The sequence below is a fragment of the Pseudoselenomonas ruminantium genome (assembly GCF_900104055.1).
GTDB lineage: Bacteria > Bacillota > Negativicutes > Selenomonadales > Selenomonadaceae > Selenomonas_A > Selenomonas_A ruminantium_C.
Window position 1 is genome coordinate 55,457 of the sequence record NZ_FNJQ01000012.1, and the last position, 23,726, is coordinate 79,182.

Sequence of the window (23,726 nt, forward strand, 5' to 3'; positions counted from 1 at the left end):
TATGCTCAAGTATGTAGATTTTTGTAATTTCCAGCCGAAGACCCGCAAACTGCAATTGGATAAAGCAAGGGATTTTACAAGCGTAACTTTGGGAGCAGGTTCCTATATAGTCAATGCTGAAATGGGGATAAGTGATGATGAGGAAGCACATTTATTGGTAGGGAAATATTCATCATTGGCCCATGACTTGCATCTGTATATCGGAATTAATCATGATTATCGGCGAGTGTCGACATATCCCTTTGATAGCAATATTTTGACCGAATGGTGGGGGGAGAATACAAGTTTGCCACCACCAGCGGGAAAACATAATCACAAACAGATCATCATTGGTAATGATGTCTGGATCGGTGCGAATGTCACCATTATGGGGGGCGTGCATATTGGGAATGGAGCAGTAGTGGCAGCTAGTTCAGTGGTTACAAAGGATGTTCCACCCTATGCAATCGTTGGGGGAAATCCAGCAGTGGTCATAAAGTATCGTTTTAAACCAGAGATTATTGAAGGCTTACAACGGTTGAGGTGGTGGGATTGGTCAAAGGAGAAGATAAAGGCTGCTTTGCCGGAAATGGCGGATGTCGAAAAATTTTTGCAAAACTATGCGGGGCCTGAACCTGAATTATCAGAAAGCAATTTGCAAAGAGATATATCACAGTTGCATCAGGAGCGGCAAATTTATCATTTTCGTCCGGATATTCATAGTGATGAGGGAATTTGGCGTGTTTTTATTGCTCGTTTTATGGCTAGGCAGACAATAAAGGATAATCTGGTACTGCTGTTGTGGTTGGATAATTCTCCAGAATCCGAATTTTGTACAGCAGAGTTGAAGGAGATGCTGGAAAAACGAGGTGAAGATGCACCACTTATCGTAACATATCAAGGGGATAGGTCAGTGATGGCTGATATCATTAATGATGTAGATGTGATTGTGACCACAAAAGAAGAAGAATCCATTGAAATAATAGATTGCGTGGTTTCAGAAAAAGTGCGGATCATGTACGCGTATGATTACTAGGTGGCGATAATTTAATTATCAAAAAAGGAGTGGCCTTGGCGGTCACTCCCTTTTGGTGATTGTTTTGTTTTAGGCACTGGCCTGTTCTTTGACTTCTCCCGGAATATCCCGGATGGCATCGTCACCGCGCTGGCCGGTGCGGATGCGGACGGCATCTTTGAGTTCCGAGACGAAGATCTTGCCGTCACCAAATTTGCCGGTGCGCAGGACGCGTTCACAGGTGTCGAGGACCTTGGATACGGGGATTTCGGAAACCACGGTTTCCACTTTGATCTTGGGGACGAGTTTGACATCGTATTTCTTGCCGCGGTAGACTTCCTGATGGCCTTTGGAGAGGCCGCAGCCGAATACCTGGCTTACGGTGATGCCTAGGACTCCAATCTTGTTGAGGGCCCGCAGCAGGTCATCGAGTTTCGTGGAACGGGTGATGATTTCGATTTTTGTCAGCATGGCGCTCATCCTTTCTCTGCCATATTCATCTGCATTACGGTGTTGGCCAGCATTTCGCTGGAGGTTTCAAAGGAACCGAGGAGCGGGCTGGAGGTCAGCACGCCGCGGGTATAGCCGCGTTCGCCATGTTCGATGATATCGAGGCCCGTGAGTTCTTCGGCTTCATCAGCACGGGTATCCATGAAGGAGTGCACGAGCTGATAGAGGACGAAGGAACCGGCTACAGCCAGAGCGTAGGCCACGACAATGGAGATCAGCTGCGCGATGAAAAGATGGGTGTCGCCATAGAAGAGGCCGTTGGCACCATCGGGATTGACTTCCGTGGTAGCCCAGAGGCCGGTGGCGATAGCACCCCAGGTGCCGCCGATGCCATGGACACCGAAAGCGTCAAGGGAATCATCATAGCCGAGTTTTTCTTTGAGAACAGCGACAGCGAAGTAGCAGACCACGCCGCCAATCAGACCAATCAGTACAGCGGGCATCGGAGCGACAAAACCGGCAGCCGGGGTGATGGCGACAAGGCCAGCCACGCAGCCAGATACAGCACCTAAGATGGTCGGTTTGCCGTTGAATCTCCATTCGGTCAGTACCCAGGAAACCGCAGCAGCAGCGGCAGCGGCCTGCGTGGTGACGAAAGCGTTGGCAGCCAGGGCGTTAGCGCCGAGCGCGCTGCCGGCGTTGAAGCCGAACCATCCGAACCAGAGAAGGGTGGCACCGAGAACGGTCATGGGGAGATTATGCGGCAGCATGGCCGTATGCTGATAGCCATGACGCTTGCCCAGGAGCAGGCAGATGGTCAGGCCGGAAACACCGGAGAGGATATGGATGACGAGGCCGCCGGCAAAGTCCAGGGCACCGAGTTCGGCGAGGAAGCCGCCGCCCCATACCCAGTGGGCCATGGGGTTATAGATGAAGATTGCCCAGAGCAGGATGAAGACCGCAAAGGCGGCAAATTTCATGCGTTCGGCAAAGGCGCCGGTGATCAGCGCCGGAGTGATGGCGGCAAACATGCACTGGAAGGCTACGAAAGCCAATTCCGGAATCGTGCTGCCTTCGAGCACTTTCATGCCGATGCCGGCAAGACCTAATTTGTCGAGGCTGCCGATAAAGCCGTTGACATCGGGGCCAAAGGCTATGGTATAACCAAGGACGATGAATTCGACGGAAACCATCGCGAGGATAAAGAAACTCTGCATGATGGTGGTCAGCACGTTCTTGCTGCGCACCATGCCTCCGTAGAAGAAGGCCAGACCGGGAGTCATGATGAAGACCAGGGCGGCACTAATGAGTACCCAGGCCGTATCGCCAGTATCAATCATAATAAACATCCTTTCCCTATGAGCTTGCATTTTACATTCGAATCTGGATAAGTCCTGCAAACAGCAAAGCGTCCATAGCGCAGGGAGAGAGTTCTGCACTATGGACGCCATTGTCCGAAAAACATAAAAGTCCCAAAGTATCCGGTACCTGATACTTTGGGACTGCGTTGTCCTGTTTGCTTATGAGCACATTATAGAGCCCTCCGCCTGTCTTGTCAATAGGTTGATTTATGTATACATGGTTTGGATGCAGGAAAGCAGATTTTTGAATATTTGCTGGCAAAATAGAGGAATTTTCCATTGTTATGATGAATAAGCACGATGTATGGATAAATGTATGCAGCATTATTTAAGGAGGCGCAGAACCTTGGACAAGAGACAAGCAGAAGCTGACGCGGTAAAGAAGGCGGAGGAAGCCTTTGACCGCAGACGGCGAACGATTGGTTTGTTTGGGGCGCCCATCCTGGCCCTGCTGGTGTTCATGACACCGATTGCGGGACTGACGGTGGCGGCGCATAAGTTATTGGCCATTATGGTATTGGTGGCGCTGTGGTGGATCACAGAGCCGGTGCCGATTCCGGTTACATCGCTGATTGGGCCGACGCTGGCGGTCATCACTGGCGTGGTGCCTGTGGGGACGGCCTTTGCGGCCTTTGCTAACTCCATGATCTTCCTGTTCATGGGTGGATTTATCTTAGCGAAAGCCATGATGACGCATGGCCTGGATAAGCGTTTTGCCTACTGGCTGCTGTCGCGCAGCTGGGTAGGTTCCAATCCGAAGCGGATTTTCCTCGCGGTCGGTTTAGCGGCTGCCCTTTGCTCCGGCTGGGTAAGCAACACTGCTACGGCAGCGATGATGTTTCCCATCTGCCTGGGCCTGCTGACTTCCATCAAGGAGATGTTTGCGGCCAATGGCCGGGAAATTCATCTGCACGAGTATAAATATGCCACGGGCTTGATGCTGATGACGGCTTATTCCTGCTCCATCGGCGGTGTCCTGACGCCAATCGGCACTCCGCCGAACCTCATCATGCTGGGCTTTTTGGATACCATGTGCGATATCCATGTATCCTTCTTCCAGTGGATGACCTGGGGCCTGATTGCGATGGTCGTTTATTTTGGCATCGCCTATGTCGTGCTTTCGCATATGTTCCCCGCAGATGTGGACCGCATTGAAGGCGCGGATATCTTTATCAAGACGAGACGCGATGAGCTAGGCGGCTGGACGCGTGCCCAGAAGAACACCCTGCTGGCCTTTATCGTAGCAGTCACGCTCTGGGTATTGCCGGGCTTTATGTCCATTGCCTTTGGCAGCACCGATCCCACGTTGAAGATGTATAACAAGCTGTTCCCGGAAGCCATCGCGGCGATGGCTGGTGCACTCCTGCTCTTCCTGCTGCCGGTCAATTTCAAGGAACGCGAGTTCACGCTGAAATGGTCGGAAGCCATGCAGGGCATCGAATGGGGCACGCTGATCCTCTTCGGCGGCGGCCTGGCCATGGGCGGTATGATGTATAAGACGGGGCTTTCGCAGTGGGTGGGCGACCTCATTGTCAGCTCCATGGGCGGTGCCCCCTCGGAAGTGGCTATGGTGGCCATCTTCTCGGTAATGGCACTGCTGCTTTCGGAACTCACGAGCCATACAGCGGCTACCAATATGATTGGGCCGCTAGCGATCACGGCGGCCATCTCGGCTGGTATCAGCCCGGTGCCGGTATCGGTGGGCATTGCGCTCTCGGCATCTTTGGGCTTCATGCTGCCAGTTTCCACGCCGCCGAATGCTATCGTCTATGCTTCGGGGTATATTCCCATCACCAAGATGATCCGTACCGGTGTATATATTGACTTTATCGGCATTGCCTGCGTTACGATCCCGTTGGCCATCTATTTCGTCAACTGGATTGTAGGCTAGAGGAGGAGAGGTTATGCAAAAAAAGAATTTGCTCGAAAGCCTGGCGGCCTTCGATCCGGAGATATATGGCATGATGCAGGAGGAGGTGCAGAAGCAGCGTTTCACGCTTTCCCTGCTGCCGACGTCCAATGCGGTATCGCCGTTCAGTGCGTTCCTGAAGGGCAGCATCTTCGGCAATGGTTATCTGGACCATCATGCGGTGCAGAGCCATATCCGGCTGGAAAAGATTGCCGAGGAGCGGGCGGCGAAATTGTTTGGGGCGGAGCATGCTATCGTGCGCATCTCCGATATCGCGGCGGCCTCTCGCGTGGTGTTCCATGCCCTGTGCCGGGATGGGGACACGGTGCTGTCCTTCAACCGGCGCAAGTCCGAGCACTGCAGCGGCGAGCATCTGCATTTTGAATTCATTTCCTTCAGCATTGAACCGGATACGGAGCTCATTGACCTGAAGCGGGTGCGGCAACTGGCTGAAGCTCGGAAGCCGCGGCTCATCATCTATTCGCCGGTCAATTATCCCCGCCATATAGACTACAAGGAACTGCAGTCTATCGCCGAGAGCGTCGGGGCCTATCTTTGGGTGGACATCGGTCAGAATGCCGGCAGTGTGGCGGCGGGCTGTTCGCCGAGTCCCGTGCCCTATGCCGATGTGGTGACCTTCCCCACGGGCGATTCCCTGCGCGGGCCGCAGAGTGCGGTGATCCTGACGAAGGCGAAGCTGGCAGAGCTCATGGACAAGACGGTGCTGGATACCGGCCATTCCATGGTCAAGAAAAACGTATTGGCGGCTTTGGGCACGACTTTTCTGGAGGCGGGCAGCGAGGCCTTCAAGGCTTATTGCCAGCAGGTAATGCGCAATGCGCAGGCTTTTGAGAAGGGGCTGCGGGAGGCCGGCGTGCAAACGCTTTGCGGGGATACCGAGACACATCTGATCCTGGCGCGGCTGCCCGAAGGCATGGATGCGCATGTCATGGCGGAAAAATTAGACGAAGCCGGTTTCCTGGTCAAGAGCGATCTGATGCTGACAGCCGATGAGGGCTGTACCTTCCCGATCCTGCGCCTGTCGGTGCTGGACCCCACCACCAGAGCGCTGAAGGAGACGGCCCTGCAGACCGTGGGCCGGGTTATCGGCGAGCTGATGCTCTCGGCCGGGGAAGATGCGGCCCTGCAGAAAGCCCGCACCCAGGTCCGGGCTTTGCTGCTGGATAAACCGCTCTTCTCCGATGAATGGCTGCCGGCCAACATTCATCTGACGCCGGGGTACGGCCAGAAAGATCTCAATATCACGCAGGAGCTGGAGGCAGAGAAGAAGAGGTCGCAGGCTGAGCGCATGTTGAGTTTCTGGGATAGCTGAGAATTTTTAATCAAAATATAATCTTTTTCTAATGATATTTACAGATTGCTGTTGTATATTAAGCGCATAAGTTGAGAATTGCAAAGGGGTAGATAGAATGTTTATGGGAAAGCGTAAAAAGATTGTGGCGATGGCTCTGGCTGGTATGATGAGCTTTGGTATTGCTGGTACGGCTATGCATGTTTCGACGGCTGAGGCTGCCATCAAACCGGCGTATGAGGATGGTACGCACAATCAGTACAGCCATCGTCTGAAAGAGGAAGACCGTGTGCATACGCAGAATGTCCGCGCGCTGAAATATCAGAAGAAAAAGGGTGAGATTTCCGAGAAGGAATTCAACAAGGAGATGAAGCGCGAACAGAAACGTCATGACCGTGTGGTCAAAGAAGTGAAGGGCGATTACGAGAAGCATGAGCGCCGTCATCACTAATCTATGATTTTACAGGCAAGCCGCCCGTCAGGGGCGGCTTTTTGCTATGAAATTTTTGCGAGTCAAGCCGATAGGCGCAGAATCGCTTAGATTTCGTGTAAGGGCGTAGTGCCAAACTTTGTTTGGCACGGAGTTTCTGTTGCATGTTGGGGATTAAAACGCTATAATTTAAGTTAGCAAAGTGTGAATAAAATCCTAGGCGAAGCGGGTGATGAATATGCCATTGAAAGTTGATAGCCGTACCACCCAGGAGACGACCTTTACGCGCGTAATCGAGCGTGATGACCGGGTGGAAGGCGGGGATACCGAGTTCAGTCGTGAGCTTTTGGAACAGGAGGACAGCCTTTCGACAGAACAGCTGGACAAGCTCCTGAAGCAGATCGATGAACAGGGAGCGCGGCTTTCCCGGACTCCCACCTATGATGAGCTGAAGTCGTACCGTACCCTGATCAAGAACTTTGTCGGGGAGGCGGTGAATCGCATGTATGAGCTGCATTCCCAGGCGGGGTGGGACCGTATGGGACGGCAGAAGGTGTATACCACGGTGCGCAGGATTGACAAGAAGCTGGAGGAAATGGCCGAGAAGATTCGTTTGGGCCAGGCTGACCAGCTGGCAATCGTTGCCAGCCATGATGCCATCCGGGGCATGCTGGTGGATTTGTATATGTAATGGTGAGTGAATTTGGAAGTTAGCTGGGAGGCCTTGGCAGGCCATGCAAATGAAGTACGGGAACTGAAGACGCTCCTTGCTGAGGGGCGCCTTCCCCATGCCCTGCTTTTTACGGGCAGGGATGGCATTGGCAAGAAACTGGCCGGGCAGATCCTGGCGGCGGCCATCCTCTGCGGCCACGACAATGCCCCCTGCGGTGTCTGTGATAACTGCCGGGCCATGCGGCTGGGCAGTCATCCGGATTATTATGAGCTTTTGCCGGAGGTGCGCGGCAAATCCACGCGCATCATCCGCATCGAAGCTATCCGGGAGATGCAGACCGCCGTTTCCCGTTCGGCCGTGCAGGCCGGTAGGCGCGTGGTACTCATCGATGATGCAGATACCATGAATGAGCCGGCGGCCAACAGCCTGCTCAAGACGTTGGAGGAGCCGGACGGGCAGGTCACGTTCATCCTGATTGCCCGGGATCGCAGCAGCCTGCTCGATACCATCGTGTCCCGCTGCATGCCGCTGGCTTTTGGCGCACTTTCCCCAGCAGAATTGCTGCAGGAACTCGGGAAACGGCAGCTGGATCCCGAGGCCGCCGGTAAACTTGCCCTGTTGGCCGATGGCAGCCTGGGACAGGCTTTGAAGCTCAGTCAGCATGGCGGGCTGGACCTCCGGGATGATGCCCTGCAGTTCCTGCTGGCCCTGCCGCAGTTGAACATGGGCAGGATCTGGGAAGAAGCGGCGGTCAAAGGTGAGATGGAGCGCGAACGCCTTGCCGAATGGGTGATGTATTTCAATATGTTCCTGCGGGACATGCTGCTGCTCTATGATGATGGGGCAAGCCAGCTGATCTACAATGCGGATGTCCGGGAGAAGCTGGTGCAGATCCTGCCCATGTTTTCCCCGGGGACATTGTTCGCCATGGTGCAGCAGACGCGTGAGCTGCAGCACCGGCTGCAGGCCAATGTGAATCTGCGCCTGCAGTTGGAAGGTTTTTTTATTCGCTTGAAGGACTGCCATCAGGGGCAGATTAATAGATATTAGGAGATTTTTATGCAGACGATTATCGGTGTCCGCTTCAAGAAGGCGGGCAAGATTTATTATTTTGCGCCGGGCAATCTGGATATCAAGCTGGGCGACAAGGTCATCGTGGAGACAGCCCGGGGCATGGAGTGCGGGGAAACCGTCATCGGCCCGCGGGAGGAGAAGGAAGAGAATATCACCGCACCGCTGAAGGTGGTGCATCGTATTGCCAATGATTCCGATATCCGCCGCATTGCGGAGAACAAGGCGAAAGAAAAAGAGGCTTACGGCATCTGCGAGGAGAAGATTGCAGCCCATGGCCTGCCCATGAAGCTCGTGGAGGTGGAATACACCTTCGATATGAACAAGATTATCTTCTACTTCACCGCTGACGGGCGCATCGACTTCCGCGAACTGGTCAAGGATCTGGCGGCTGTGTTTCGCACCCGTATTGAACTGCGGCAGATTGGCGTACGCGATGAAGCCAAGTTCATGGGCGGTATTGGCTGCTGCGGCCGGCCCCTTTGCTGTGCTTCCTTCCTGGGGGATTTCGAGCCGGTGTCCATCCGCATGGCCAAGGATCAGAACCTCTCGCTGAATCCCACGAAGATTTCCGGTATCTGCGGCCGCCTCATGTGCTGCCTCAAATACGAGAATGACTGCTACTGCGGCGGTGACTGCCCGCATCAGCAGAAGAAGGTCGTGCCGCCTTCCCAGGGCAGCAGAGTCGTGTCCGTGGAAGGGGAAGGCAAGGTCATTTCCCTGAACCAGCAGCGTCGTTCGGCGACCATCCTCCTCGATTCCGGCCGTACGATCGTGGCTTCCTGGGAAGATGTCATCGAGAAGGATGAGGAAGAGACCAGCCTGGCAGCTACCCTGACGGCAGCTTATGAGGAACAGGAGAAAGTTGCGGCCGATATCATCGCCGAGGACTTCGGTGAGGGAAAAACTTCCCGTGAAGGCGGTCATGAGCGGCGGGAGCGCCGCAACCGCGATAACCATCGTTCCCATCGGGGCAATCGCGATAAGAGGGAAGGCAAGGAAAAGCGCCATAATAAAAGCCATGACAACCGCAGCAAGGGCGGCAAGCGTCGCAACCGGGAAAATCGGGAGCGCCACGAAAAATGAGAGAAGTCGTATTAGGCGCAAATGAGCGGCTGGACGACTTGATGAAGAGCGGGCGGCATATCATCCAGAACACGCAGGAATTCTGCTTTTCTCTGGATGCCGTGCTGCTGGCTCATTTTTTGTCTTTGAAGTCCCGCCAGAAAGTATTGGAACTCGGCACTGGTACGGGGGTGATTCCCCTGATCATCGCCGATGAAGTGGCACGGGTGGATGCCGTGGAGCTGAATCCCGTAATGGCGGAGCTGGCTGCCCGCAATGTCTGGCTCAATGAGCTGGAGGAGAAGATCTTTGTGCAGGAGGGGGACTACCGCGCCATCCGCGACCTGTACAAGGCAGAATCCTTCGATATCGTGCTGGCCAATCCCCCCTATCGCCCGGTGGGTGAGGGGCAGGCCAATAAGCTCTCGGGCGTAGCCCGGGCACGGCATGAGTTCACGGCTACGTTGAAGGATGTGGTCAGGGCCGCACGTTTTGCCCTGCGCTTCGGCGGCCATTTCGGTATGGTGCACCTGCCGGAACGGTTGGGCGAGATCATCGTTGCCCTGCATGAACAGCAGATGGAGGTCAAGCGCCTGCAGATGGTGCAGCCCAAGGCGGGCAAGGCTCCCAATATGATGCTCATAGAAGCCGTAGTTGGAGCCAGCCCCGGCGGCCTCAAGGTGCTGCCGCCACTCATCGTGCATGAGGAAGATAATTCCTATACGGATGAGATCTTGCAGATATATGGAATGTGATAGGATAAAGAAGCCTTCCCCTTGAGGGGAAGGTGACAGCCGTAAGGCTGACGGATGAGGTGTATATGAACGAAAATAATATTCCCACCCTCTATCTCTGTGCCACGCCCATAGGCAACTTAGAGGATATGACCTACCGTGCCGTGCGCATGTTAGGCGAGGTCGAACTGATTGCCGCCGAGGATACCCGGCATACCCGGCAGCTCTTGACGCATTTTGACATCCATACGAAGCTCACTAGCTACCATGAGCACAACAAGCTCACCAAGGGACCGGAGCTGATCGAATATATGCGGGAAGGGCATGATTTGGTCTGCGTCAGTGATGCTGGTCTGCCTGGTATCTGCGATCCCGGCAGCCATCTGGCAGGTTTGGCCATCGAAGCCGGCTTCCGGGTAACGCCGCTGCCGGGGGCCAATGCGGGCCTGTCGGCACTGATCTGTTCGGGGCTGGATACCACCCGCTTTACCTTTATCGGTTTCCTGCCCAAGACCGGCAGGAAGCAGCAGGAAGTGCTGGAATCTGTCCGGCACTATCCCGATACGCTGATCTTCTATGAGGCACCCCATCACCTGAAAGCCACATTGAAGGCCATGCATGGCGTCTTAGGTGACCGCAGGGTGGCCTTAGGCCGGGAACTGACCAAGAAATTCGAGGAATTCCAGCGTGGGACATTGACGGAGATCCTGGCGCATTACGAGGAGAATGCGCCGCGGGGTGAGTATGTGATCATCGTCGAAGGCTTCACCGGTGAAGTGACGGCCTGCGAGAATGAACTGCCGCAGGAACCAAGGGCTTGCTGCGAGTATTTCATGGCTCAGGGATTGGACAAGAAAGAAGCCATGCGAAAAGCGGCCAAGGCCTTAGGCCTCAGCCGCCGCGATATCTATCAGGCCATGCTGACGGATGAATAAACTATTGTGGCATAAAAACTGCTGCACGTTGTTGAGCGTGCAGCAGTTTTTTATTTCGCACTTACTACCGGCACCTGCAGATAGCTGTCGTATTTGAAGATATGCCTGCCTTTTTACAGGTTCCAGCCATGGTGCAAGGGGCCGGAGCCCTTGCCCAGATTGAGATTGGCCTTGAGGGCGCCTGTGATATAGGCTTTGGCCTGCTCGACGGCGCGGGGAAGTGTCTCACCTTTGGCCAACTGGCTGGCAATGGCGGAAGACAGGGTGCAGCCAGTGCCGTGCGTGTTGGGATTGTCGATATGCTCCGCTTTCAGCCAGTGCGCACCTTCGGCGGTATAGAGCAGGTCATCTGCGTCCTGGAGGCGGTGACCGCCTTTGCAGAGGACATTGCAGCCGTATCGGTCATAGAGCTTTTGGGCCGCCTGCACCATATCCTCGTGGCTATGGATTTTTCTATCGGCCAGCACTTCGGCCTCCAGCAGATTAGGCGTGATCAATGTGGCCAGGGGCAGGAGCTTTTCCTGCAGGGCGGAAATGGCATTCTCATTCAATAGTCGTGCGCCGCTGGTGGCGACCATCACCGGATCGACGACGATATTTTTGGCTTGGTAGTGCGTGAGCTTGTCGGCGATGACTGCAATCAGGTCGCTGTCAAAGACCATGCCGGTCTTTACTGCATCCGGGAAGATATCGGTGAACACGCTGTCCAATTGGGCGGCGAGGATTTCCGGTGCGGTTTTGGCCACGGCTGCTACACCTGTGGTATTCTGGGCGGTCAGGGCGGTGATGGCGCTCATGCCATAGACGCCGTTGGCCAGCATGGTCTTGAGGTCAGCCTGAATCCCTGCCCCCCCGCTGGAATCACTGCCCGCAATGGTCAGGACAGCTGGCAGCCTTCCCTCTGAGGGGGAGGTGGAAAGAAGTTGACGCAGCTCTGCGGCAGCTTTTTGACTATCTTCCTGGGCAAAGATGGCTGATACCACCGCTGCTCCGGCGATGCCAGTGCCTTTTAACTGGCGGATGTTTTCAGCATTGATACCGCCAATGGCCACCACAGGGATGGGCACAGCGGTGGTGATGGCCTTTAGCATGGCGGTGGTGACTTCCACCGCATCATCTTTCGTGCCTGTGGGGAATACTGCTCCTACGCCTAAATAATCGGCGCCTGCCTTATAGGCGGCTGTTGCCTGCTCCACAGTTTGGGCGGATACGCCGAGAATCTTATCCGGTCCCAGCAGCTCCCGCGCCTTGGCGGCGGGCATATCCTTTTGGCCGATATGGAGGCCGTCGGCTTCACAGGCCAGGGCGATGTCCAGATTATCATCTACGATAAAGGGAACGTGATACTGCTGGCAAATTCTTTTCAGTTCCTTGGCGGTGGCGAGAAACTCTGCGTAAGGTAAATCTTTTTCCCGCAGCTGGACGCAGGTGACGCCGCCCTGCAGGGCTTTTTCAACGGCGCTGGCAAGGCTCGCTCCCTTTAGCCAGCGGCGGTCTGTTACGGCGTAGAGCCGTAAATCCTTGGCGGTGATATTAGCGGATTTCATACTTGGCCCCCTTTGTCAAATCCTCAGCGGTCAGCTGACAGATAATATCAATTATACGATTGCGGTAAGTGGCATTGCCTTCGCAGTCCTGTAAATGCTCGTAGGCGATTTCTCCCGCCAGCCCCATGGCCATCACGGCTGTGGCGGCAGCTTCCAATGGCTGTTTGGGATTCGCAGCAATGCAGGCGGCAGTGATGGCGGAACACTGGCAGCCTGTGCCGGTAATGCGGCTCATTTCTGGCCGGCCGTTGCGGATAACGTAACAGGTCTTTTCATTTGCCACCAAATCAATGGCCCCGGTGATGGCCATAATGGTGTTCAAGGTGACAGCGGCCTGTTTGGCAAAAGCGCAGGAGGCTGCAAGGTTTTCTTCTGTCACGCTATCCACTGCGGCGGCATCCACCCCCTGGGTACTTCCCGTGCCGTTGACTAAGGTCTTGATTTCCGAGATATTACCCCGGACACAGGTGATGGGGGCAGTGGCGAGTATTTCCTGTGCGGTTCGGGTGCGCAGGGCGGTGGCACCAGCGCCCACCGGATCAAGGACAATGGGGTGATGGAGTTCACTGGCCTTGTGGGCGGCGGAGAGCATGGCGGGAATGGTGCGCTGGTTCAAGGTGCCGATGTTGAGGCACAGACCAGCCGCGAGCGTTGTGATTTCCGCTGCTTCCTCCACATCATCCGCCATCACGGGGCTGGCCCCACAGGCCAAAGTGATATTGGCCACATCGTTCACCGTCACATAGTTGGTGATGTGGTGAATCAGTGGCGCGGTTTGGCGGATATTTTCCCAGGTAGTAAACATATGCAAAATAATTCCTCCTTCAGCTGGAGGGAAATGGGCAAACGAAAAGGACTATCCAATTTTGGATAGTCCATAATGACGTTATTCCTACTTCCCTACGTTGGCATTATCCAAATCAGGTATGGAACTGTGTACAGTTCCTACGGTCGAAGTGCACAACTTCCTCTCAGCCCGTCTGCGAGCTCCCGTGTATGCGATTATGTCCTTAGTTTAGCGGTAAGGTGTGATTTTGTCAAATATACAACACTTTTTTACTATAATGTTTCTGCTTGTTGTGGAGGTATTTTATTGTTACAATAATTAGCAGAAACTTATACATGGGGATTGTCAATGTTAGCAGGAGGAATAATGATCAGGATAAAGGATGTAGCCAGGGAAGCTGGCGTGGCACCGAGTACGGTGTCACTGGTGATGAATAAAAAAGGCTATGTATCAGAGCCAACCCGCCGCAAGGTGGAAGCGGCCATGGAAAAATTGCACTATGTGCCTAGCGGTGTGGCCCGCAGTCTGTCATTGAACCGAACCAATACCATCGGAGTTATCATGCCATCGGCAGCACATCCCTTTTTTGGCGAGCTGATTGGTGAGATGGAAACGGCATTATATAATGCCGGCTATAAGATGATACTTTGTTGTACGCATGCCAAAGACAATGCCGAACGGAATTTTGTGGAAATGTTGAAACGGCGCAATATGGATGGGATTATTATGGGCGCACATTCTTTGGATGAAGGGCTTTATGATAATCTGGAACGGCCTGTGGTAGCCTTTGATCGTTATCTGAATGACTGTATCCCCATTGTGCATTGTGATCATTGTCAGGGGGGGAAGATGGCGGCGGAGGTTTTTTTACATCATAGTTGTCGGCATGTAGTGGAAATCGTAGGCAGCGGCATTATGAAAATACCGGCGGATGATTATCACCGGGTGGCAGCGGAAATACTGACCGGTCAAGGTGTGAAGGTTGATCGGATTGAAAGACCGTGGAATGAACCGTCCTATGCAAGTTTTATGCAGGTAGCCCGGCAGCTGTTTGCTGCATATCCAGATGTGGATGGAATCCTGGGGGCAGACCTTTCCGTATCAGCCTGTCTTTATGTGGCGCAGGAACGAGGACTGCGGGTACCAGAGGAGGTAAAACTGCTGGCCTATGATGGTACGCTGATCACGCAGATGGGAACACAACCCCTTACGGCCATTCGGCAGCCGATAAAAGAGCTGGCAGAACTGACCGTGTGTAAGCTCATTGCCATGATCAAAGGCGAGCAGGATTCAAAGCCGTGGATGATTGCCCCTTCGTTCCAGCCAGGGGATACTTGTTGATGTCATTACTTTGGGGCAAAAATCTTGACAAAAAAACAGGGAATGCTATAATAATATTTATCGAACCGGTTCGATAAATTAGAACTGGTTTTTCCTGACAGCTTCATCTTTTACAGGTCAGAAGCTTGAATCCCCCATGAAATAAGTGCTGATTGTAAATAGTTTTAGCGACAACCGGTTATCCCCATTCCGGATACAGCTTCCCCAGCTGAAAAATAAAACATCTAAATCTATTACTTGGTAACAAGAAGGGCTTTATTTCAATGTAAAACAGGCTGGCTATAAGTGATTGCTTATAGCCAGCCTGTTTTTTATATTAGAAGAATAATATCAGCGTCACGGCAATGTTGACTGCTGTGGCAAAGGACACGGGGATAAAGGTGCGTTTGGCCAGCTCCATAGGGGAGAGACCGGCGGCACCTGCCACGACAATCATGACGGCAGCGATTGGCGACAGGGAACGCGCCAGATTGGACACGAAATTCATAGGCAGTACCAGCAGTACCGGGGCAATGCCGGAAAGTGCGGCGACTTTCGGTGCCAATGGTACGAAGGCGAAGAAGGTGGCATTGCCACTGCCGGTGATGAGGGTAGCGGCAATGATGATCGCTACGAACACGAACATCATGCCGATACCGCCAAAGCCGGCGTTCTGCGCGCCCTGAATCAGGGTGTCGATGGCACCGAGGGACATCAAGCCTTTGGAGAAGGTTTCGGCAGCGACTACAAGGGTGACAACGGCAGCCATCTGCAGCCCCATGCCGTTCCAGAAGGCGCCGATATCCTTGCAGGCTTTTAGGCCATCGCGATGGCGGATGAATTCAATCAGCATGGTCAGGAAGATGCTGACAAGCGTTGCGAGGCTGATATCCATGTTGATGCCCGTGTTTTCATTGAGGCCGAAGAAGAGCACCAGCAGCAATGGCAGGGTGGGCAGCAGGGCATAGAAGGAAGGCACAGCCGGCGTTTCCTGAGCCTTGGCCTGTTCCTCGGTCACGGCAGCGGATACATCCTTGCCGGCCATTTCGTCCGGGTTCTTGGCATCGAGATGGCGCTGGACGAAGAAGTGGGTGATGGCCAGCGCCGCGATGGTGCAAAGGCCGACAGGCACCTGATACTGCATGAAGTAAGGCACGATGTCCATGCCGATGAGTTCGGCGGCAAAGATGTTGTCAGCACCGGCAGGGCCCCAGCCCGGCGCGGAAGTGGTGGCAATCACGGCGCAGGCCGCAATCCGGCTTACGCCCAGACGAACCAGCACCGGATACATCGTGACCATGAGCAACAGGCCAAAGCCCGAAGCGGAACTGATGAACATGGCTAGGAAGTTGCCCAGCACAGAGGTTAGGGCCAGCACCAGATAGGGATGGCCGAGCTTCTTCAGCGGTTTGATGGCAATGCGTACCAGCGAAGTGCTGGCGCCGATGCAGTCCATATACTTGGAAAAACCGCCAATCAGCATGATGATCATGCCGAGTTTGGCTGCGCGACTGCTGAAAGCGAGGCTGATGGACTGGATGATATCCAGCCAAGGGGAGCCAGTGGACTGTTTGGCCGGCAGGATTTCACCCAGGCCAAAGATGAGCGCCAGCAGCATCATCACGATGCCGGCGGTAAAGAGTACAGGCTGCGCCGGATACTTCTTGAGCACGAAGCGGGCAACCCAGACCACCACGATGGTGGCGATAAGAAGACCTAACATATGATACCTCCAAAATTTCTTCCGGGATGATTACAATGTTACAATTTTATATTGCGGTTTCGTTTGCCCCGGATGTAATATTGTATTATTATAATTTATATAAAAATAAAATTTAATAATACATAACTATAATACAATAACCTCTTGCAGGTGGCAAGGAAGTTTTTGCTGACAGTCATAAATTTATCTTGCAAATAATTATCAATTGCATTATAATAGCCTTGTGATGCAAACGATAAAAGTTATCATTTGTGAGGTGATGCTAATTGGGGAAAGCGGGCTTTGAACACTTGCTGGGCTTTCATGCAGCTCCCATGCTGATGGGACTCAAGACGGCCAGCCTGCTCTCGTTTCAGAAGAGCCGGTTCGATGATTTTGAGGCCATGCTGGCTGACTATCTGCCGTGTTTCAACTGCAAGGGTATATCGGTTTTCCGTCTGTCAGAAGGGGAAGAATATGTGCTCCTGCTCTTTTATCGGAAGAAGTCCCTGTTGAAGGATTTGGCTCAGCCGGCGGCGAAGAAGATACTGAAGCAGCTGGGATATCGTCATGACGATACCCTGATGGGGATGCTTGAGTATCTGAAAATGCGGATGCAGCTCAAAAAATCCTTTCCCCATGAGGTGGGCCTGTTTCTGGGGTATCCCCCGGAGGATGTAGCCGGTTTCATCCAGCACAAAGGGCAGGATTTTGCCTACAGTGGTTATTGGAAGGTGTACGTCAACGAACGGGAAACAAGGGCGCTCTTTGATCTGTATGCTGACTGTACCCAGGATTTTTGTTTGCGGCTGGAGGGGGGCGCCAGTCTCCCCGATTTAGTCAAGGCCGTATGAAAATAAGGAGGTTTGGTTTATCGATGAGTAAAGTTGCGATTGTTTATTGGTCTGGCACGGGCAATACCGAGGCCATGGCCAAGGCTATTGAAGAAGGTGCCAAAGGGGCTGGCGGGGATGTGAGCCTCTTTGAAGTGGAATCCTTCAAGGCCTCCAGCGTGCCTGACTATGATGGGCTGATCTTTGGCTGCCCGGCCATGGGGGATGAAGTGCTCGAAGAAGGTTCCTTTGAACCGCTCTTCACGGATGCAGAAAAAAGCCTCTCCGGCAAGCCTGTGGCGCTCTTTGGCTCCTACGGCTGGGGCGGCGGCGCCTGGATGGAAAGCTGGGCCGAGCGCACCCGCGGGGATGGTGCCAAATTGTTCTCCGACGGCCTGATCGTCGAAAATGCTCCCGGGGATGCGGAACTTGCCGATTGCCGCCAGCTGGGGGAAGACTTCGTAAAGTCCTTGTGATTTGAAAATACCAATTTTGTAAGCCATAGTATACCTTGAAAAAACAAGCGAAAATATCGCTTGTTTTTTCTTATTTTTGCGTGTATAATGAGCGTAGAAAGAAAAGAAATCGTTTACTATGAACATTTAGCGAACACAAACCAAAGGCGCAGTGAGAGCTTAGTGTTCGTGTAAGGGCGTGTGGACACCGTTAGGTGTCCAGTAAGCTTACTATATAGATTTTAGGGAGGAAATACCATGTCTGAATCCAGATTTTCTCTGGCCCAATTGGCCAATCCTGAGTTTTTCCAAGAGAATCGCCTGCCTGCACATAGCGATCATCATTTTTATGCCGATATGGCAGAACTGAATCGCGGAGAATCATCCTTCGTGCGCAGTTTGGACGGACTCTGGCATTTCCACTATGCGAAGAATCCGCAGCTTGCGCCGCAGGGCTTTGAGCAGCCGGACTTTGACTGCCGTGATTGGGATACGATAAGAGTGCCGGCGCATTTCCAGCTCGAGGGCTATGGCGTGCCGCAGTATACGAACCAGACCTATCCCTGGGATGGACATGAAGCCGTGCTTCCCGGTCAGGTGCCGGAGCATTTCAATCCCACGGGTTCCTATGTGAAGTATTTCCGCCTGCCTGCTGGCTGGCAGAATCTCTATCTGTCATTGGCCGGCGTGGAGTCAGCGGTGGCAGTTTACCTCAACGGCCATTATGTAGGCTACAGCGAGGACAGCTTTACCCCGGCGGATTTTGATCTGACGCCGTATCTCACGGAGGGCGAGAACAAGCTGGCACTGCGCGTCTATCGCTTCTCTTCGGGCAGCTGGATCGAAGACCAGGACTTCTGGCGCTTTGGCGGGATTTTCCGTGAGGTGCTTCTCTATACCAAGCCGCGTATCCATGTGGAGGATTTGAAGCTTACGGCTCTTCCGGTAAACGATTACCATGACGGCGAGCTGACAGGCGAAATCCGCTGGTCAGGGGCACATGCCAAGAAAATCAAGGTCAGCCTGTTTACGCCGGAAGGTGAGCTTCTTGCTGAGGAGGATATCAGCGGGGCCGCAGGGCAGGATGAATTTATCCTGTCGGTGAAAGGCGCGAAACTTTGGAGTGCCGAGCATCCGCATCTGTATAAACTCCTTTTGGCTGTCTATGATGATGCGGACAATTTGCAGGAGGTCATTCCCTATAATGTGGGCTTCCGTGAGTTCAAACTCGAAGATGGCCTGATGAAAATCAATGGCCAGCGCATCGTATTCAAGGGCGTGAACCGCCATGAGTTCGACTGCTATCGCGGGCGGGCCATGGACCCGGCGGCCTTTGAGCAGGATATCATCACGATGAAGCGGCATAACATCAATGCCCTGCGCTGCTCGCATTATCCCAACAGCTCGTATATCTATGAGCTCTGTGACCGGTACGGCCTCTATGTGATTGACGAGACGAATCTTGAAACCCATGGCACATGGCAGAAGAACGGCGTGCTCTCCCGCGATGAAAATACCCTGCCCAATGACCATGATGAATGGCAGGCAATCATCCTCGACCGCGCCCAATCCATGCTGGAACGGGACAAGAATCATGCGTCCATCATCATCTGGTCCTGCGGCAATGAGTCCTGTGGCGGCAAGGATATCTTTGCCATGAGCGAGTATTTCCGCAAGACGGATCCCACGCGCCTCGTGCACTATGAAAGCATTTTCTGGGATAGAAGATACAATGCCACCAGTGATATGGAAAGCCAGATGTATACGAAGGTGGCCGATATCGAAAAATTCCTGGCTGAGCACAGGGATAAGCCCTTTATCTGCTGCGAGTACACCCATAGCATGGGCAACAGCAACGGCGGCATGCACAAGTACACGGAACTCACGGAGCGGGAGCCTCTGTATCAGGGCGGCTTTATCTGGGATTTCGTCGATCAGGCGCTGGCGAAAAAAGACCGCTATGGCAAGGACTTCCTGGCCTATGGCGGCGATTTCGGCGACCGCTCCAGCGACTATAATTTCAGCGGGGATGGCATTCTCTATGCGGACCGCAAGCTTACGGCCAAATTGCAGGATGTGAAGTTCAACTATCAGGATTTCCATCTGCGGGTGGAAGCCGACGGCGTAACCATTGAAAATATCAGCTTGTTCACGGATGCAGCGGAATATGACCTGCATTATGAATTGCTGCTGGATGGCAAGAAGGTCTGGGAAAAGACCGAGGCAGCACCGAGCGTCAAGCCCGGCGAAAGCCTGCGGCTGGAATTGGCAGATTTGCCGGTAACCGATGCCGGGGAAGAATGTCTGACGGCAGCGCTGGTCTTGAAAGAGGATACGGCCTGGGCCAAGAAAGGTCATGAAATGGCCTTCGGTCAGGGCGTATGGCAGGTCGAGGAAGTCGAAGTGGCAAGTCCCGCTGAAGCTGTGGCCGATGGCGAAGTCAGCGGACCGGCGCATTATACTGCGAATCTGCCCTTGACGGAGCGCAGTGAGGAACCCCTGCATGTGGTACGGGGCGATATCAATCTCGGCGTGCAGTTCGCTGGCGGGGAAATCCTGTTCTCCAGTGCTCAGGGCAATATCGTTTCCTATAAATACGATGGTGTGGAACTCTTGGAGGAAATGCCGAAACCTTCCTTCTGGCGTGCCCCTGTCGACAACGATTACGGCTGCCGCCGGGACTTTGCCGTGGCGCAGTGGAAACTGGCCAGCCTTTACCGGCGCTGTGTGAAGAAGGAAATGCTGCTGGAAGGCGCTTGGCAGGAGTTCAACTGGTTCGGCCAGCTGGGCATCCAGGAATATGATGCCCACAATGTCAGCGTGCGTTTCACCTATGAACTGGCGACACAGCCCTTATCTTCCTGTCAGCTGACCTATACGGTCTGCGCCGATGGCAGCCTGAAGACGGAGCTGGATTATGAGCAGGCAGCCGGCCTGCCGGAGATTCCGGATTTTGCCATGCTCTTCACCCTGCCGGCAGACTACAGTGAACTGCGCTATTATGGCTTCGGCCCGCAGGCCAACTATATTGACCGTCAGGAAGGGGCCAAACTGGGCATCTTCAATTCTACGGTCGCAGGAGAAATGGAAGCATATCTGCTGCCGCAGGAATGTGGCAATCATAACGGCGTGCGCTGGCTGGAAGTCACCGACAAGCGGGGCAGAGGCGTGCGCATCAGCGGCGATATTCCCCTGTCCGCTTCGGCGCTGCCCTACAGCGCCCATGAACTGGAAAATGCCCGCCATAGCTATGACCTGCCGCAGGTGCACCATACTTATCTGCGGGCTTCGTCCGGCCAGTGCGGCGTCGGCGGCGATGATACCTGGGGCGCACCGGTACTCCCGGAATATCGCCTGCAGAATGAAACGAAACATCTGGAATTTTTCTTTAAAGGGATCTAAGTATAAGGAGGCCAATCATGATTGATTTTGACCAGTCAACCGGAATTTTCCATCTGCATAATGACCATGTCAGCTATGTGCTGCAGGTGGTGCGGGAGCGTTATCTCCTGCACCGCTATTGGGGCCGCCCCCTGAAGAAGTTCCGGGACAGCTCGCCTTTGCAGTCCATTGACCGGGCGTTTTCGCCCCAGCCGGCAGCATATCCCAATGAACGCACGTTCTCCCTGGATGTGGTGCCGCAGGAATATCCGGCCTATGGCCATGGGGATTACCGCCTGCCTGCCTATGAAGTGCGGCTCGGCAATGGCACGACGGTGACAGAACTCTTCTACGATGGCTATAAGATTACCAAGGGCAAGCCAAAACTTGCCGGCCTGCCTGCCGTCTATGCTCAGGAAAGCGAAGCCGAAACCTTGCATATCTACCTGTTGGATAGTCAGGGCAAATTAGCGGTGGAACTGCTCTATACCCTGATGGCCGATTCGGCGCTGCTCACCCGCAGTGCAAGGTTGACCAACTGCGGCTGTGAGGCCCTGGATCTCACCAATGCTGCCAGCTTTGCGCTGGATTTTGCGGACCATGACTTTGACCGCCTGAGCCTCTACGGCGGCCATGCGGCAGAGCGCAGCTTAGAGCGCGTGCCGCTGATGCGCGGCGTGCAGGAAACGGGCAGCCGCAGAGGGGCAAGCTCCCATCAGCAGTCGCCGTTTTTGGCGCTGGCCCGCAGGGATGCCGGCGAAACCAGCGGCGAGGTCTATGGCTTCAGCCTGATCTGGAGCGGCGAGGCTTCCTTTACGACGGAGGTGGAGCAGTTTGGCACCACCCGCGTCATCGGCGGTATCAATCCCTTTGAATTCAAATGGCATCTGGCTCCGCGGGAAAACTTCCAGACGCCGGAAGCCATGCTGGTTTACAGCGATAAAGGCCTTAATGGCATGAGCCAGGTTTTCCATCAGACCGTGCGGGAGCATATCGTGCGGGGCAAATACCAGCATGAACTGCGCCCGATTCTCGTCAATAACTGGGAGGCTACCTATTTTGACTTTGACGAGGAAAAGATTGACCGTCTGGCCGAGTCGGCGGCCGATTTGGGGCTGGAACTCTTAGTGCTCGATGACGGCTGGTTCGGCAAGCGCAATGACGACAACAGCAGTCTGGGCGACTGGTTTGTCAACACCGATAAGCTCAAGCAGGGCCTCAAGGGCGTGGCCGCTTCGGCCCATAAACGCGGGCTGAAATTCGGCCTCTGGTTCGAGCCCGAGATGATTTCCGAGGATTCGGAGCTTTTCCGTGCCCATCCGGACTGGATCCTGCATGTGCCGGATTACAAGAACAGCTTTGGCCGCCATCAGCTGGTGCTGGATCTGTCGCGGGCGGAAGTCTGTGATTATATCGTCAAGGCCGTGGGCGATGTGCTGGCGTCGGCCGAAATCGATTATGTCAAATGGGATTTCAACCGCCATCTGACCGAAGCTTTCTCGGGGGCGCTGCCTGCTGAGCATCAGGGCGAGACCAAGACGCGCTTCGTGTTAGGGCTCTATGATGTGCTGGAACGCCTGACGGCGAAGTTCCCTCATATCCTTTGGGAGAGCTGCTCGGGCGGCGGTGGCCGCTTTGATGCGGGCATGCTTTACTATATGCCGCAGACCTGGACCAGCGACAACACCGATGCCATCTGCCGTCTGTCCATTCAGAGCGGCACCAGCCTCGTGTTCCCGCCACTGACCATGGGCGCTCATGTATCGGTGACGCCGAACCATCAGGTCGGTCGCGTGACCAGCTTGCAGACGCGGACTCTCTGCGCCTTTGGCGGAGATTTTGGTTATGAATTGGATATCACCCGCATGAGCGAGGCGGAAAAAGAGCAGGTCAGACAGCATGTGGCGCTCTATAAGAAGCTTCGTCCCACTTTGCAGTTAGGCAAGTTCTACCGTCTGCTGACGCCCTTTGCCGGCACGAAGAACGAAACGGCTTGGCAGTTTGTCAGCCAGGATGGCAAGGAAGTAGTCGTACTCTACTTCAAGACATTGGCTGAACCGGCGACACCCATCCGTACCCTGCAGTTGACGGCGTTGGCTGCGGACGCAGAATATGAACTGGTGGACTACCTGCCCGCCCAGCGTACCAGCATGGACTTTGGCGGGGAGAAGTCCATGAGTCCGGTGGGACAGCTTTTCTATGGCGATGAACTCATGTATAACGGTCTGGGCGTGGAGAAGATCGACACGGACTTTGCCGGCTATATGTGGGTATTTGAGAAAAAATAATAATTGGTGGCTGTTCAATATCCCCTACAACCAAAAGCTCGCTGACATTTTCGTCAGCGGGCTTTTGCGCTAAAATTGCAGTTTGTGGGTACGTGCTTAAACGCAATTGGTTACAGATTTGTGGGGCAGAGGCGGGGATACTTCTTCGCCACTTCACTAAATGACCCGCCAGCAGAAGTACGCAGTTTCTAGCGACCTGCGCCGGGCAGGCCGGCGGCGCGTATGTTCAGCTCAGTTTCCAGCAACGTTTGTTTGCGGGCCAGCCTTCACTTCGTTCAGGCAGTCGTTCCGTCGGCGAATAAGCATCCCCGCCTCCACCCAAAGGTATATCTGTGTCAAAATAGCTAAGTCTCGGCTGTAAGCTGCAAACACATCGATGTTCTTGTTACGGGAGCAACGGTTCGTGCCGATTGCTGATTCCGTATCTTGGGGCTCACGGGGGAGTGCTTTTGCTGTGGGAGCGACAGTCTGAGCGCCAG

Annotated in this window: 19 protein-coding genes and 2 pseudogenes; 14 read left to right on the forward strand and 7 right to left on the reverse strand. The window is 54.2% G+C overall.

What is annotated here, in order from left to right; translation table 11 throughout:
• Window position 1: 1 nt before the first annotated feature.
• Entirely contained in the window at window positions 2-1,015 is a 1,014-nt protein-coding gene (locus BLQ59_RS06780; RefSeq protein WP_081342484.1) for a CatB-related O-acetyltransferase, read from the forward strand.
• 69 nt (window positions 1,016-1,084) lie between these two features.
• Here the strand turns inward: BLQ59_RS06780 and BLQ59_RS06785 are convergent, their stop codons facing one another.
• Both BLQ59_RS06785 and BLQ59_RS06790 read right to left on the reverse strand, forming a co-directional pair.
• Window positions 1,085-1,474, reverse strand: coding sequence for a P-II family nitrogen regulator (locus BLQ59_RS06785; RefSeq protein ID WP_074572126.1), 390 nt, complete (start codon window positions 1,472-1,474; stop codon window positions 1,085-1,087).
• Window positions 1,471-2,784: an ammonium transporter gene (locus BLQ59_RS06790; protein ID WP_143005305.1), complete on the reverse strand. Its 1,314-nt coding sequence runs from the start codon at window positions 2,782-2,784 to the stop codon at window positions 1,471-1,473. The genes BLQ59_RS06785 and BLQ59_RS06790 overlap by 4 nt, the downstream gene beginning before the upstream one ends.
• A gap of 337 nt (window positions 2,785-3,121) precedes the next feature.
• Between BLQ59_RS06790 and BLQ59_RS06800 the strand changes: the two genes are divergently transcribed.
• From BLQ59_RS06800 to rsmI, 8 genes are all read left to right on the forward strand, one after another.
• Window positions 3,122-4,696, forward strand: a complete 1,575-nt coding sequence (locus BLQ59_RS06800; RefSeq protein WP_074572143.1) for an SLC13 family permease — start codon at window positions 3,122-3,124, stop codon at window positions 4,694-4,696.
• Between the two features lie 13 nt (window positions 4,697-4,709).
• On the forward strand, window positions 4,710-6,047 hold the full coding sequence (locus tag BLQ59_RS06805; RefSeq protein ID WP_074572129.1) for a PLP-dependent aminotransferase family protein: 1,338 nt from the start codon (window positions 4,710-4,712) through the stop codon (window positions 6,045-6,047).
• Between the two features lie 103 nt (window positions 6,048-6,150).
• Entirely contained in the window at window positions 6,151-6,477 is a 327-nt protein-coding gene (locus tag BLQ59_RS06810; protein WP_074572144.1) for a hypothetical protein, read from the forward strand.
• A gap of 211 nt (window positions 6,478-6,688) precedes the next feature.
• The gene (locus tag BLQ59_RS06815) at window positions 6,689-7,147 is read left to right on the forward strand and encodes a YaaR family protein (protein WP_371118272.1); all 459 of its coding nucleotides are present in this window, start codon (window positions 6,689-6,691) and stop codon (window positions 7,145-7,147) included.
• Window positions 7,148-7,153: 6 nt separating this feature from the next.
• Complete coding sequence (gene holB, locus BLQ59_RS06820) at window positions 7,154-8,179, forward strand: DNA polymerase III subunit delta' (RefSeq protein WP_256324626.1); 1,026 nt, start codon at window positions 7,154-7,156, stop codon at window positions 8,177-8,179.
• 9 nt (window positions 8,180-8,188) lie between these two features.
• Window positions 8,189-9,286, forward strand: a complete 1,098-nt coding sequence (locus BLQ59_RS06825) for a PSP1 domain-containing protein (protein WP_074572131.1) — start codon at window positions 8,189-8,191, stop codon at window positions 9,284-9,286.
• Complete coding sequence (locus tag BLQ59_RS06830; RefSeq protein ID WP_074572132.1) at window positions 9,283-10,020, forward strand: tRNA1(Val) (adenine(37)-N6)-methyltransferase; 738 nt, start codon at window positions 9,283-9,285, stop codon at window positions 10,018-10,020. The genes BLQ59_RS06825 and BLQ59_RS06830 overlap by 4 nt, the downstream gene beginning before the upstream one ends.
• Window positions 10,021-10,085: 65 nt before the next feature.
• Window positions 10,086-10,934: a 16S rRNA (cytidine(1402)-2'-O)-methyltransferase gene (gene rsmI, locus BLQ59_RS06835; protein WP_074572133.1), complete on the forward strand. Its 849-nt coding sequence runs from the start codon at window positions 10,086-10,088 to the stop codon at window positions 10,932-10,934.
• A gap of 113 nt (window positions 10,935-11,047) precedes the next feature.
• Here the strand turns inward: rsmI and thiD are convergent, their stop codons facing one another.
• The 3 genes and pseudogenes from thiD to thiM all read right to left on the reverse strand — a co-directional run bounded on the left by thiD (window position 11,048) and on the right by thiM (window position 13,286).
• Window positions 11,048-11,827, reverse strand: coding sequence for a bifunctional hydroxymethylpyrimidine kinase/phosphomethylpyrimidine kinase (gene thiD, locus BLQ59_RS16375; RefSeq protein WP_256324629.1), 780 nt, complete (start codon window positions 11,825-11,827; stop codon window positions 11,048-11,050).
• A 48-nt stretch (window positions 11,828-11,875) separates the two neighbouring features.
• Window positions 11,876-12,481, reverse strand: a pseudogene (gene thiE, locus BLQ59_RS16380) (thiamine phosphate synthase); the annotation flags it as partial.
• Window positions 12,468-13,286: a hydroxyethylthiazole kinase gene (gene thiM / locus BLQ59_RS06845; protein WP_074572146.1), complete on the reverse strand. Its 819-nt coding sequence runs from the start codon at window positions 13,284-13,286 to the stop codon at window positions 12,468-12,470. The pseudogene thiE and the gene thiM, both read right to left, overlap by 14 nt.
• A gap of 348 nt (window positions 13,287-13,634) precedes the next feature.
• On the opposite strand from thiM, the gene BLQ59_RS06850 reads away from it, so the two are divergent.
• The gene (locus BLQ59_RS06850) at window positions 13,635-14,609 is read left to right on the forward strand and encodes a LacI family DNA-binding transcriptional regulator (protein WP_074572135.1); all 975 of its coding nucleotides are present in this window, start codon (window positions 13,635-13,637) and stop codon (window positions 14,607-14,609) included.
• 316 nt (window positions 14,610-14,925) lie between these two features.
• Here the strand turns inward: BLQ59_RS06850 and dcuC are convergent, their stop codons facing one another.
• Window positions 14,926-16,311 (reverse strand): C4-dicarboxylate transporter DcuC, encoded by a 1,386-nt coding sequence (dcuC, locus tag BLQ59_RS06855; RefSeq protein WP_074572136.1) that lies wholly within the window; start codon window positions 16,309-16,311, stop codon window positions 14,926-14,928.
• A 314-nt stretch (window positions 16,312-16,625) separates the two neighbouring features.
• Between dcuC and BLQ59_RS06860 the strand changes: the two genes are divergently transcribed.
• From BLQ59_RS06860 to BLQ59_RS06875, 4 genes are all read left to right on the forward strand, one after another.
• A complete protein-coding gene (locus BLQ59_RS06860) occupies window positions 16,626-17,144 on the forward strand; it encodes a DUF3793 family protein (RefSeq protein WP_050992814.1) in 519 nt (172 codons plus the stop codon).
• A 23-nt stretch (window positions 17,145-17,167) separates the two neighbouring features.
• Complete coding sequence (locus tag BLQ59_RS06865; RefSeq protein WP_014425563.1) at window positions 17,168-17,599, forward strand: flavodoxin; 432 nt, start codon at window positions 17,168-17,170, stop codon at window positions 17,597-17,599.
• Between the two features lie 237 nt (window positions 17,600-17,836).
• Entirely contained in the window at window positions 17,837-20,980 is a 3,144-nt protein-coding gene (locus BLQ59_RS06870; protein ID WP_074572137.1) for a beta-galactosidase, LacZ type, read from the forward strand.
• Window positions 20,981-20,997: 17 nt separating this feature from the next.
• The gene (locus BLQ59_RS06875; RefSeq protein ID WP_074572138.1) at window positions 20,998-23,247 is read left to right on the forward strand and encodes an alpha-galactosidase; all 2,250 of its coding nucleotides are present in this window, start codon (window positions 20,998-21,000) and stop codon (window positions 23,245-23,247) included.
• 231 nt (window positions 23,248-23,478) lie between these two features.
• Here the strand turns inward: BLQ59_RS06875 and BLQ59_RS16185 are convergent.
• Window positions 23,479-23,726 (reverse strand): annotated as a pseudogene (locus tag BLQ59_RS16185) (hypothetical protein); the annotation flags it as partial.

What these genes read in the sequence shown, in the direction of transcription:
- BLQ59_RS06780 (WP_081342484.1), top strand. Translation starts at nt 2, where the DNA reads ATGCTCAAGTATGTAGATTTTTGTAATTTCCAGCCGAAGACCCGCAAA.
- BLQ59_RS06785 (WP_074572126.1), bottom strand. Translation starts at nt 1,474, where the DNA reads ATGAGCGCCATGCTGACAAAAATCGAAATCATCACCCGTTCCACGAAA.
- BLQ59_RS06790 (WP_143005305.1), bottom strand. Translation starts at nt 2,784, where the DNA reads ATGATTGATACTGGCGATACGGCCTGGGTACTCATTAGTGCCGCCCTG.
- BLQ59_RS06800 (WP_074572143.1), top strand. Translation starts at nt 3,122, where the DNA reads ATGCAGCATTATTTAAGGAGGCGCAGAACCTTGGACAAGAGACAAGCA.
- BLQ59_RS06805 (WP_074572129.1), top strand. Translation starts at nt 4,710, where the DNA reads ATGCAAAAAAAGAATTTGCTCGAAAGCCTGGCGGCCTTCGATCCGGAG.
- BLQ59_RS06810 (WP_074572144.1), top strand. Translation starts at nt 6,151, where the DNA reads ATGGGAAAGCGTAAAAAGATTGTGGCGATGGCTCTGGCTGGTATGATG.
- BLQ59_RS06815 (WP_371118272.1), top strand. Translation starts at nt 6,689, where the DNA reads ATGAATATGCCATTGAAAGTTGATAGCCGTACCACCCAGGAGACGACC.
- BLQ59_RS06825 (WP_074572131.1), top strand. Translation starts at nt 8,189, where the DNA reads ATGCAGACGATTATCGGTGTCCGCTTCAAGAAGGCGGGCAAGATTTAT.
- BLQ59_RS06830 (WP_074572132.1), top strand. Translation starts at nt 9,283, where the DNA reads ATGAGAGAAGTCGTATTAGGCGCAAATGAGCGGCTGGACGACTTGATG.
- rsmI (WP_074572133.1), top strand. Translation starts at nt 10,086, where the DNA reads ATGAACGAAAATAATATTCCCACCCTCTATCTCTGTGCCACGCCCATA.
- thiM (WP_074572146.1), bottom strand. Translation starts at nt 13,286, where the DNA reads ATGTTTACTACCTGGGAAAATATCCGCCAAACCGCGCCACTGATTCAC.
- BLQ59_RS06850 (WP_074572135.1), top strand. Translation starts at nt 13,635, where the DNA reads ATGATCAGGATAAAGGATGTAGCCAGGGAAGCTGGCGTGGCACCGAGT.
- dcuC (WP_074572136.1), bottom strand. Translation starts at nt 16,311, where the DNA reads ATGTTAGGTCTTCTTATCGCCACCATCGTGGTGGTCTGGGTTGCCCGC.
- BLQ59_RS06860 (WP_050992814.1), top strand. Translation starts at nt 16,626, where the DNA reads ATGCTGATGGGACTCAAGACGGCCAGCCTGCTCTCGTTTCAGAAGAGC.
- BLQ59_RS06865 (WP_014425563.1), top strand. Translation starts at nt 17,168, where the DNA reads ATGAGTAAAGTTGCGATTGTTTATTGGTCTGGCACGGGCAATACCGAG.
- BLQ59_RS06870 (WP_074572137.1), top strand. Translation starts at nt 17,837, where the DNA reads ATGTCTGAATCCAGATTTTCTCTGGCCCAATTGGCCAATCCTGAGTTT.
- BLQ59_RS06875 (WP_074572138.1), top strand. Translation starts at nt 20,998, where the DNA reads ATGATTGATTTTGACCAGTCAACCGGAATTTTCCATCTGCATAATGAC.